The 10,090-nt window shown below is 56.5% G+C and carries 11 protein-coding genes; all 11 read left to right on the top strand.

Annotated elements, in window-relative coordinates:
* Window positions 1-189 precede the first annotated feature (189 nt).
* The 11 genes from L248_RS02930 (at window position 190) to L248_RS02980 (ending at window position 9,928) form a co-directional block, all read left to right on the top strand.
* A complete protein-coding gene (locus L248_RS02930) occupies window positions 190-906 on the top strand; it encodes a response regulator transcription factor (RefSeq protein WP_022528573.1) in 717 nt (238 codons plus the stop codon).
* Window positions 906-2,324: a sensor histidine kinase gene (locus L248_RS02935; protein WP_022528574.1), complete on the top strand. Its 1,419-nt coding sequence runs from the start codon at window positions 906-908 to the stop codon at window positions 2,322-2,324. Before L248_RS02930 ends, L248_RS02935 begins: the two co-directional genes overlap by 1 nt.
* A gap of 292 nt (window positions 2,325-2,616) precedes the next feature.
* A complete protein-coding gene (locus L248_RS02940) occupies window positions 2,617-3,474 on the top strand; it encodes a phosphate ABC transporter substrate-binding protein PstS family protein (protein WP_022528575.1) in 858 nt (285 codons plus the stop codon).
* Between the two features lies 1 nt (window position 3,475).
* On the top strand, window positions 3,476-4,405 hold the full coding sequence (gene pstC / locus L248_RS02945; protein WP_022528576.1) for a phosphate ABC transporter permease subunit PstC: 930 nt from the start codon (window positions 3,476-3,478) through the stop codon (window positions 4,403-4,405).
* Window positions 4,405-5,289, top strand: coding sequence for a phosphate ABC transporter permease PstA (gene pstA, locus L248_RS02950; protein WP_022528577.1), 885 nt, complete (start codon window positions 4,405-4,407; stop codon window positions 5,287-5,289). The genes pstC and pstA overlap by 1 nt, the downstream gene beginning before the upstream one ends.
* 16 nt (window positions 5,290-5,305) lie before the next feature.
* Window positions 5,306-6,115, top strand: coding sequence for a phosphate ABC transporter ATP-binding protein PstB (gene pstB, locus L248_RS02955; RefSeq protein ID WP_022528578.1), 810 nt, complete (start codon window positions 5,306-5,308; stop codon window positions 6,113-6,115).
* 29 nt (window positions 6,116-6,144) lie between these two features.
* On the top strand, window positions 6,145-6,939 hold the full coding sequence (gene pstB, locus L248_RS02960; protein ID WP_051999839.1) for a phosphate ABC transporter ATP-binding protein PstB: 795 nt from the start codon (window positions 6,145-6,147) through the stop codon (window positions 6,937-6,939).
* A gap of 23 nt (window positions 6,940-6,962) precedes the next feature.
* Window positions 6,963-7,640, top strand: coding sequence for a phosphate signaling complex protein PhoU (phoU, locus tag L248_RS02965; protein ID WP_040534650.1), 678 nt, complete (start codon window positions 6,963-6,965; stop codon window positions 7,638-7,640).
* Window positions 7,641-7,825: 185 nt separating this feature from the next.
* On the top strand, window positions 7,826-9,298 hold the full coding sequence (gene liaX / locus L248_RS02970; protein WP_040534535.1) for a daptomycin-sensing surface protein LiaX: 1,473 nt from the start codon (window positions 7,826-7,828) through the stop codon (window positions 9,296-9,298).
* A 25-nt stretch (window positions 9,299-9,323) separates the two neighbouring features.
* Window positions 9,324-9,614 carry a PspC domain-containing protein gene (locus L248_RS02975; RefSeq protein ID WP_081701185.1) on the top strand — a complete coding sequence of 97 codons (291 nt, stop codon included), beginning with the start codon at window positions 9,324-9,326 and terminating at the stop codon, window positions 9,612-9,614.
* Window positions 9,614-9,928: a hypothetical protein gene (locus L248_RS02980; RefSeq protein WP_022528583.1), complete on the top strand. Its 315-nt coding sequence runs from the start codon at window positions 9,614-9,616 to the stop codon at window positions 9,926-9,928. The genes L248_RS02975 and L248_RS02980 overlap by 1 nt, the downstream gene beginning before the upstream one ends.
* The last annotated feature ends 162 nt before the right edge of the window (window positions 9,929-10,090 follow it).

The raw sequence follows: 10,090 nt of genomic DNA on the forward strand, positions 1-10,090 counted from the left end.
CAGCGTTCCAGCCCCAATCTGTGGAGTCCGCAGACACCCGGGTCAGCGCTAAACACTAACCTGCCTTGCGGAGCCCGTAGTCACCCGGGCCAGCGTCAGATGTCCCCTGCGAACGTTTCCAGAAAACGCCTGCGGTGTCGCGGTCTCTTTTCTGCTATACTAATGGTGAAATTGGAGGGGATATGCCAAATGACCACACGCATTCTGGTGGTGGACGACGAGTCCACGATTCGTACGCTCATCGAGTACAACCTGACCCAAGAAGGCTTCACGGTGGATACTGCCGAAGACGGTGATGAGGCGCTCGCTAAAGCGGAGCATGCTGAATACGACCTGATCCTTCTCGACCTGATGCTCCCCGGCAAGGACGGCTTGGCGGTGACTAAGACACTGCGCCAAGAAAAGAACGCCACGCCGATCATTATGCTGACGGCGAAGGACAGCGAGACCGACAAAATTGTTGGCCTCGAGCTGGGAGCGGATGACTATGTCACCAAACCGTTCTCCGTGAAGGAACTGCTGGCGCGGATCCACGCCGTTCTGCGCCGGGTCGAAGTGCCGGACCAGAACGTTGCGGCCGAGGGCCATATCGTCCACTTCGGCCCGCTGACCGTAGACATTGACGGTCTTCAGGCATCCTTGAACGGCGCCCCGCTGACCTTAACACCGAAGGAATTTGACGTGTTGGCTTACCTGGTCCAACGGCCTAATCGGGTGATTTCCCGTGAACACATTCTGGACGCGGTGTGGGGCGTCGATTATCCCACAGAGACGCGGACAGTGGATATGCAGATTTCTCACCTGCGGGAAAAAATCGAGCCTAATCCCAAAGATCCGCAATACTTACAGACGATTCGCGGGTTCGGCTACAAGCTGACCCTGCCCACGTCGGAGGTGTCTGAATAATGCGCTGGCGCGTCCAACTGATTCGGTTTCTGGGAGCGTTGGTGCTCTTCGTCGGCTTGCTGATTTGGATGACCCAGTGGGGACCGGCACTCGGTCTGCAAGAACCCTTGCAAGACGCTGCGCCCGGCATCTATTGGGGCATGATCGGTGTCTTTTGGGTGCTCTATGTCCTGCTCAGTGCATTACGGGATTGGCGCCTGCGCCGGCACCGCCGGCAGATGGCGTTAGCCACCCAGTACATGGACCAGATCCTGCATCTGCAAGCACCCGAGCTGATGCTGGCGGAGGATCAGCCTGAATGGCAGCAGTTCTACCAGGTGGCCAACCAAGTCAATTTACAGACGCACCGTTTCAAGGTGGCCCTGGACCAGAAGCAGGCCGACTTTGACCGCCTGATCAATCACTTGCCCGTGGGGGTAATGGTCATCAACCCGGACGATATGGTCCAGATGGCTAACGATGTGATGGCCACATTGCTGGATGTGCCGATTGATTCAGAACCCCATTCCTACCTGGACGACGTGAAGACATTTGGCCTGAGCAACTTGATTGAACGGACCGAGGCCAATCATCACACGCACCACGCTGAGATCAAGCTGGTCCAGAACAATGAGCGGCCTGTCGATGCGTATGCGGTGTGGATCGGCGACGCCCAAGCCGGCCAGGTCGTCGTCGTGCTTTACGACCTGGCCCTGGTCCGAGCGGCCGAGCAGATGCAGCTGGACTTCGTGGGCAACGTCTCCCACGAGCTGAAGACGCCCATCACGTCCATTGCCGGTTTCGCTGAGACGCTGCTCAATGGCGCCAAGGACGACCCCAAGGCGCTGACCCAGTTTTTGACGATCATCCTGAAGGAAGCCAACCGCCTCAACGACCTGGTCACCGATACCATTTCCGTAGCCAAGTTCGCCAATCCCCATCCCATTCATCCCGAACCGGTGAATGTGAGAAAGGAGATCGACCGCTGTCTGACGATGCTCAAGCCGCGTATCCTGGAGCGCCAGCTCAAGACGAAAGTCGAGGGCCCCGACGACTTGACCTTTGTCTTCGACCCCGGCGAATTCGAGGACATCATTAAGAACTTACTGACCAACGCCGTCATTTACAATCACCATCAAGGGAATGTGGATGTGCGGTATACGTTAACCGACAAGGAATTCCAGCTGCAAGTCGAGGACACCGGCATTGGCATCCCCGAAGATGACCAGCAGCGGGTGTTTGAACGCTTCTATCGGGTCGACAAGATGCGCTCGCGTAAGAACGGCGGCACCGGCCTCGGTCTGCCCATCGTGCAAGCCATCGTCAACCGCGCCGGCGGGGAGATTACGCTGCACAGTCAAGTCGGCGTGGGGTCGCTGTTTACGGTGACGCTACCGGTGAGAAAAGTACCAGCGGCACAGTCCGCACCAAATCAATAATTCTATGATTGCCCGCGGCATTGTGCCGCGGGTTTTTACATGGCGATGAGCGGGCAAATTGGAGCGATACACAGTGACTGGGGCTGTTCCGCTCTCTAACCGGGCTCCGCCGAGCAGGCCACCATGGTCTAAGGGCCCTAACCCCAAAAGCCCAAGTGCGGGGCTTTCTCCGCGTCACATAAACGGGCTCCGCCCTCTCCTTTACAATAAATTTACATTCTCCAGGTCAAATCGTTACACACCTACCGTATGCTGGATTAGAGAGAGAATTTGGTGAATTGAGGAATGCCCAGTGAAACACATAAAGTTATGGCTTTTGGCGGCGCTGAGCCTGTTCTTGCTGGCCGGCTGCCAGCAGCAGGGGGCAGCCATTACTGCCGTCGGGTCGTCCGCTTTGCAGCCCTTGGTGGAAGCCGCCGGGGAACGCTATAGTGCGGAACATAGCGGTGAATTTATCAATGTTCAGGGCGGCGGCTCCGGGACTGGCTTAAGCCAGATCCAGAGCGGCGCCGTCGACATCGGCAACTCCGATCTTTACGCGGAAGAAAAGAAGGGGATCGATGCTAAGAAACTCGTCGATCACCGGGTCGCGGTGGTCGGTGTCGTGCCCATTGTCAACCAAGCGATTCCCTTGGATAACCTGTCCATGGCGCAGCTGCGCGGTATCTTTTCTGGCCAATATACGAATTGGTCGCAGGTGGGCGGGCCGAATATTCCCATCGTCATTGTGAACCGCGCTAGCGGGAGCGGTACGCGGGTGACCTTCGAGCGCTGGGTGATGAACAACGTGCCGACCAAGGCTGCCCAGGAACAGGACTCCACGGGGATGGTGCGCCAGATCGTCGCGACTACCCCGGGGGCCATTAGTTACGTGGCCTTCCCTTACGTGGACAAGACCGTGAAGACCCTCAAGCTTGACGGAGTGGCACCAACGGATGCCAATGTTCAGACGAATAAATGGGTGATCTGGTCGTACGAGCACATGTACACGAAGGGCGCGCCGAAAGGGCTGGCTAAGAAGTTCATCAATTACGTGATGAGCGATACGGTCCAACAGAAGATTGTCACGAAACTGGGGTACATCGCTGTGAATGATATGAAGGTCAGTCGGAGTCTGACCGGCCAAGTGACGAAGAGAGCGGGGCAGTAAGATGCAGCAGCAGGATAAGATCAGAGAAAGTATGCTGAAGCCGTCACAGGCGTCTAAGCGAGAAAGGCACGGCAAGATCCTCAGCTTCGCCGCGATCAGCTTGATCGTCATCGTCGTCGTGGCCATCTTCGTCTTTGTCGCCACCCGGGGCATTGCCACGTTTACGGTGGACAAGGGCAACCTGTGGGACTTCTTCACGAAGACCACTTGGAATCCAGGGCAGACTGATAAGAGCGGTCATCCGCTGATTGGAGCTTTGCCCATGATCGTCGGCTCGTTCGCGGTGACGCTGCTGTCGGCGGTCGTGGCCACGCCTTTCGCAATTGCGGCGGCGATTTACATGGTGGAGATTTCTCCCCGGCGGGGTTATAAGATCCTTCAACCGGTCATCGAACTGCTGGTGGGTATTCCGTCAGTTGTTTACGGGTTCGTCGGGCTGTCCTTGATCGTCCCGTTCGTCCGCACCCACTTCGGCGGGACCGGGTTTGGTATCTTGGCGGGGACCATGGTGCTGTTCGTCATGATCCTGCCCACCGTCACCTCCATGAGTGTGGATGCCTTGCGGGCCGTGCCCCGGTATTACCGGGAAGCCTCACTGGCTCTGGGCGCCACGCGCTGGCAGACGATTTATAAGGTCGTCTTGCGGGCCGCTGTGCCTGGCATCATGACCGCCGTTATCTTCGGGATGTCCCGCGCCTTCGGTGAAGCGTTGGCGGTGCAGATGGTCATTGGGAACGCCACCCTGCTGCCGCAGAACCTTGTCTCACCATCCTCGACTTTGACTAGTATCCTGACGATGGGCATGGGCAACTCGGTCATGGGCAGCGTGTCGAACAACGCCCTATGGTCCTTGGCCTTGCTGCTGCTGCTGATGTCCTTGCTGTTCAATATTTTGATTCACCGCATCAGTAAGAAAGGGGCCCTGCACTAATGAACGCCAAACAGAGCGATAAGGTCGCCACCGGCGTCCTTTACTTGATGTCGGGGACCATTGTGGCGATCCTGGCCTTGCTCCTCTTGTACATTTTGTGGAATGGGATTCCCCACATCAGCTGGCATTTCCTCACCGCGCCCGCCCAAAGCTTTGAGAAGGGCGGCGGCATCGGGGTCCAGCTGTTTAACTCCTTCTATCTGTTGATTCTTTCCATGCTGATCTCGACCCCGATTTCGATTTGTGCGGGGATCTACCTTTCCGAGTATGCCAAGCCGAACCGGCTGACCAGCATCATCCGGACGTCCATCGAGATTCTGTCCTCGCTGCCCTCCGTGGTCGTTGGTCTGTTTGGCTTCCTGGTTTTCGCCGTGCAAGCCGGCTTTGGCTTCTCCATCCTGTCCGGGGCCTTGGCGCTGACGGTGTTCAACTTGCCGCTGCTGACCCGTAATGTGGAAGACTCGCTGCAATCGGTGTCCTTCACGCAACGGGAAGCGGGGCTGGCGTTGGGCCTGTCGCGCTGGGAAACCGTGATTCACGTCATCTTGCCGGAAGCTCTGCCGGGGATCATCACCGGGATGATTCTCAGTGCCGGCCGGGTCTTCGGGGAAGCCGCCGCGCTGATTTACACCGCCGGCCAGAGTGCCCCGCCCTTGGACTTCACGAACTGGAACCCGTTCTACATCGCTTCGCCGCTGAATCCGATGCGGCCGGCGGAGACCCTGGCCGTGCACATCTGGAAGATCAACTCTGAAGGCATCATTCCCGATGCCAAGGCGGTCTCTTCCGGGGCCAGTGCCATGCTGATCATTGCGGTCCTGCTGTTCAACGTATTGGCCCGTTACTTGGGTAATAAGATGTACAAGAAATTCACTGGGGTGTAGGAGGTTAAGTTCAGAAATGAAGGATTATTCGTTTGACGAAACATACTTTCTGCCCCTCGACCCGAAGAAACACGAAATTGCGCTGTCTACCGAGGACTTGAATGTGTTCTACGGGACGAACCACGCCATCTATGATGCGTCGCTGCAATTCGAACGGTTCAAGATTACCGCGCTGATCGGCGCGTCGGGGTCCGGGAAGTCGACTTACTTGCGTTCATTGAACCGGATGAACGACAATATTGCCAGCGCCAAGGTCACCGGGAAGATCATGTACCGGGACTTGGATATCAACGGCAACGGCATTGATACTTACGAGATGCGCAAGCATATTGGCATGGTGTTCCAGCGGCCCAATCCTTTCTCCAAGTCGATCTACGATAACATCACGTTTGCCCCGAAACGACATGGTTTGAAGGATAAGAAAAAGCTGGACGAGATGGTGGAGCGGACGCTGAAAGAAGCGGCCCTCTGGGACCAGGTCAAGGATGACCTGCATCAGTCGGCCTTGGCCCTCTCCGGCGGGCAGCAGCAGCGGTTATGCATCGCCCGGGCGATCGCCATGGAACCGGATATTCTGCTGTTGGACGAACCGGCCAGTGCGTTGGATCCGATTTCGACGTCCACCGTGGAAGAAACATTGATTCGGCTGCGGGAGCATTACACGATCATCATCGTGACCCACAACATGCAGCAGGCCGCTCGTATCAGCGACTACACGGCTTTCTTCCATTTGGGCCACGTGCTGGAATTCAATACGACGAAAGAAATCTTCACCACGCCGAAGGTTCAGGCCACAGACGATTATGTGTCTGGCCACTTCGGGTAACGCAATACAGAGAGGTGTCGGATATGGCAATGGCAATCGCATCAGCTCCGCAACAAACCGCAGTAGCAACACCGCCCATCATCGACAGTCACGATGTGCACTTATGGTACGGGACGAACGAAGCACTCAAGGGCATTAACCTGACCTTCCACGAGCATGAGATCACGGCGCTGATCGGTCCCAGCGGGTGCGGCAAGTCCACTTACTTGCGCACCTTGAACCGGATGAACGATTTGATCCCGGGCGTGACCATCAAGGGCGAAGTGACCCTCAAGGGCCAGGATATTTATTCTTCCAGCATGGATACCGTTGCCCTGCGTAAAGAAGTCGGCATGGTGTTCCAGCAGCCCAATCCGTTTCCGTTTTCGATTTATGACAATGTGACCTATGGCCTGCGTCTTGGCGGTAAGCCCAGTCGGGAAGAATTGGACGAGGCCGTGGAGACGTCGCTGCGCCAGGCGGCGGTGTGGGAGGACGTGAAGGATAAGCTGCACGACAGCGCCCTGGCGTTGTCCGGCGGGCAGCAGCAGCGGGTGTGCATTGCCCGCGTGTTGGCGGTCAAACCCGACGTGATTTTGCTCGATGAGCCGACGTCAGCCTTGGACCCGATTTCGTCCAGCCAGATTGAAAACATGCTCGTGAACCTCAAAAAGGACTATACTATAATCTTAGTCACGCACAACATGTCGCAAGCGTCCCGGATTTCTGACCGGACGGCTTTCTTCCTGCAGGGGAACTTGATCGAGTATGATGATACGAAGACCATCTTCTTGAATCCGCATAAGAAAGAGACCGAGGATTATATCAGTGGACGCTTCGGGTAAAAAAAGAGCAGGGGGTGGCCAGCGTGCGCCGCGTATTTGAAGATGAACTGAACGATTTGCACGTCCGTTTCTCCGAAATGGGGATGATGGTCAACGAGGCCATCTATAAGTCCGTCAAAGCATTTATCAACCATGATAAGGAACTGGCTCGGGACGTGATCAAGAACGACCATTTGATCAACGAACGGGAAGTCGACCTGGAGAAACGCAGCTTTGAGCTGATTGCGCTGCAGCAGCCGGTGACCACTGACTTACGGACCATTGTCACGGTCATGAAGGCCAGCTCTGATTTGGAGCGGATGGGGGACCATGCTGTTTCCATTTCTAAATCTACCATTCGAGTCAAGGGGACCACGCGCGTGCCCAAGGTGGAGCAGGACATTGCATCGATGGCCGAACTGGTCAAAGAGATGGTCAATGAGGTCCTGGACGCCTACGTCAAGAGCGACGATAAGCGCGCCTTGGAAATTGCCAACGAGGACCACGGCATTAACCATTATTCGGATATTATTTACGAGACGTGTCTGGAGATCATGCAGAAGGATCCGGCCACCGTACCGGGCAGCATGGATTATCTCTTCGTCAGTTCCTACTTGGAGCGGATCGGGGATTACGTCACCAATATCTGCGAGTGGATCGTGTACTTGCAGACGGGGAAGATCGTCGAGTTGAACTCCAACGCTAAGGAAGACGATTTCTAACATGATTTCAGAAAGGCCAGCCGGGTCAGTATGGGTATTTTCCCCCATGCCGTTCCGGCTGGCCTTTCTTCCAGACTATGGCCTATCTAAATATCCACCTTTGGACCTATGCACTGGGGCGGGTTCCTTGGCATAATGAAAATGTAAATAAGCCATGTACCCAATGTGGATGGAGGCAATTCGAAATGAACGAACGTGAACGTATTATGCAGCTCGTCAAGGACGGGGTGATCAGTTCTCAAGAAGCGATCGTGTTATTGGAGAATCTCGCTGATAAGGCCGACAACGGCAGCAGCGAGCGTACCAGCGCGACTGACACTGCGGCCGATGAGCAAACGTCAGCTGAGGCCGACGATCAGTCAGCCGCCGCTGACCAGGCGGCTGAAGACCTGCGCAACGCCCACAGCACGTTAGCCGATCTGCAGCAGCAGCTGCAAGACAAGCAGCGGCAGATCCGGGCGACGGAGGAACAGATCACTGTTCTCGATACTTTGGAAGACTTGGAAGACTTGTCTGCTGAGAAAGCCGAAGAGCGCTCCAAGCTCCAGGCGGACTTGGTCACAATGAAGGAAGACGCCGAGCGCTTAGCGGACCAGGTCAAGGCCGCTAAGCAGGTCGTTGACGATTTGCAGGCCAAGGCGTGGCAGGACACCCGGGATGATTTCGACACCACCGACTGGGCCGAAGATTTCTCCCAGACCTTCTCTGATCTGGGCAAGCGGATGGGTACCATTGGCACGCAGGTGGGCAAAGCCGTGCGCGACGCGATGACCACCGTGAGCGATAACGTTGATTGGAAAGACGTGAAGATCAAGGTGCCCGGTGTGGTCAGCGCCAGCTTCGACCATGAATTCTTGTTTGAACACATTGCTGCTCCGGCAGTAGAAATGCGGATTGCCAATGGCGACGTGCACATCCAGCCGTCGATCAACGACAATGTTTCGATTCGCGGCCAGTTCAAGATTTACGGCCACTACGATGAACCCACGCCGTTGGCGGCCTTGATGGCCCGCAGCCAGGTGGATGTCTCGAATGACCACATCGTCTTCTCAGTGCCGAATAAGCGTATCCGCGCGGACCTGGATGTATATCTGCCCAAGCGGCTCTATGATCACACATCGATCAAGATCCTGAACGGCAACTTGGCGGTGGACGGCTTCAACGGTCAAGACTTCTATGCGAAGCTGACCAACGGCTCCGGGACATTCAACGATGTCACCCTGCAGCTGCTGAATGTGGAAGACATTAACGGCAGCGTGCACTACAACAGCGGCAAGGTCGATGAACTGATGGGTCAGACGATGAACGGCACACTGACCGCCAAGGCGCCGTTCAAGAGCGCTGAGCTGAGCACGGTCAACGGGACTATCCGGGTGACCGCGACAACCAATGAGCTGCACAAACTGATTGCTAACTCCACCAGCGGCACCATTAAGGTTTCTGTACCGGCCAGCTTAGGCTTGACCGGTCAGGCCCAGAGCAAGGTCGGTGCCGTGCGCTCCCGCCTGTCGCACTTGAGCAGCGAACCGGTGCGCGGCACGGTGGGTCAACGCTTGCAGTTGGACCGCACCACCGATTCCGGTGATGTCGCCGAGCTGGAGCTGACCGCTGGGGCCGGGGCCATCATGCTCAAGGATAACGATAACGAAGATAACTGAGTGAAGAGAAAGGAACGAGCAGATCATGAGTGAACGAAATGGTGCAAAACGTTTAATGAAGTCACGGACGGACCGCAAAGTTGACGGCGTCCTGGGTGGTATCGCTGCCTACTTCGGCTGGGACAGTACCCTCGTACGCATTCTGTTTATCGTCCTGCTGCTGCCCAGCTTCGGCACCATGTTCATGGTTTACATCGTTCTGGACATGGTGATGCCTACCGCTCCTCGGGCCGACCAGCCCCAGCGGCCCAGTCGGCCGGTGGGTCCGGACACGGCGTCCAAGCACACGAGTGACGAGAATTGGAGTGACTTCTAATGATTACCTTGTTAGTTCTATTGATCCTGATTCCGGTTCTCCTCGTTGTGCTGTTCGCCACCGGAATCGGCATCCTGGCGATGGTCATTGGCCTGCTGCGTTTCTTATTTCCAGTCCTGGTCATCTACCTGATTTACCGCCTGCTATTCTCCCCGCGCCGGCGCAGTCATGACCGGCCCACGGACTTCAGCGGCACCCCGTACGCCCACACGTACCACCACGAGTCGACCAGCGGCCGCCGCGAGATCCACGCGGAGCAGCACGACGACGAGAAGCAAGGGAAGTCCAAGGACGACACCTGGGACGACTTCTAATCCTTTGCAGTAAGAAAACCAACTCAGCCAGCCCGATAACGGTGCTGGCTGTTTTTTTCTGCGTTGCGCTTCGCGCTGCCGCCTTGTGGAGCGGAGAGAAATGTACGCGAGGCCCGGCGATTTGGGCCCTCCGCCAGGGGGCCTGGAACGTGGTGGGCACGG

Source organism: Schleiferilactobacillus shenzhenensis LY-73, from assembly GCF_000469325.1.
Lineage (GTDB): Bacteria > Bacillota > Bacilli > Lactobacillales > Lactobacillaceae > Schleiferilactobacillus > Schleiferilactobacillus shenzhenensis.

Bases quoted from the DNA above. Each gene is read 5' to 3' on its own strand.
- L248_RS02930 (WP_022528573.1), top strand. From the start codon at position 190: ATGACCACACGCATTCTGGTGGTGGACGACGAGTCCACGATTCGTACG.
- L248_RS02935 (WP_022528574.1), top strand. From the start codon at position 906: ATGCGCTGGCGCGTCCAACTGATTCGGTTTCTGGGAGCGTTGGTGCTC.
- pstC (WP_022528576.1), top strand. From the start codon at position 3,476: ATGCAGCAGCAGGATAAGATCAGAGAAAGTATGCTGAAGCCGTCACAG.
- pstA (WP_022528577.1), top strand. From the start codon at position 4,405: ATGAACGCCAAACAGAGCGATAAGGTCGCCACCGGCGTCCTTTACTTG.
- pstB (WP_022528578.1), top strand. From the start codon at position 5,306: ATGAAGGATTATTCGTTTGACGAAACATACTTTCTGCCCCTCGACCCG.
- pstB (WP_051999839.1), top strand. From the start codon at position 6,145: ATGGCAATCGCATCAGCTCCGCAACAAACCGCAGTAGCAACACCGCCC.
- liaX (WP_040534535.1), top strand. From the start codon at position 7,826: ATGAACGAACGTGAACGTATTATGCAGCTCGTCAAGGACGGGGTGATC.
- L248_RS02975 (WP_081701185.1), top strand. From the start codon at position 9,324: ATGAGTGAACGAAATGGTGCAAAACGTTTAATGAAGTCACGGACGGAC.
- L248_RS02980 (WP_022528583.1), top strand. From the start codon at position 9,614: ATGATTACCTTGTTAGTTCTATTGATCCTGATTCCGGTTCTCCTCGTT.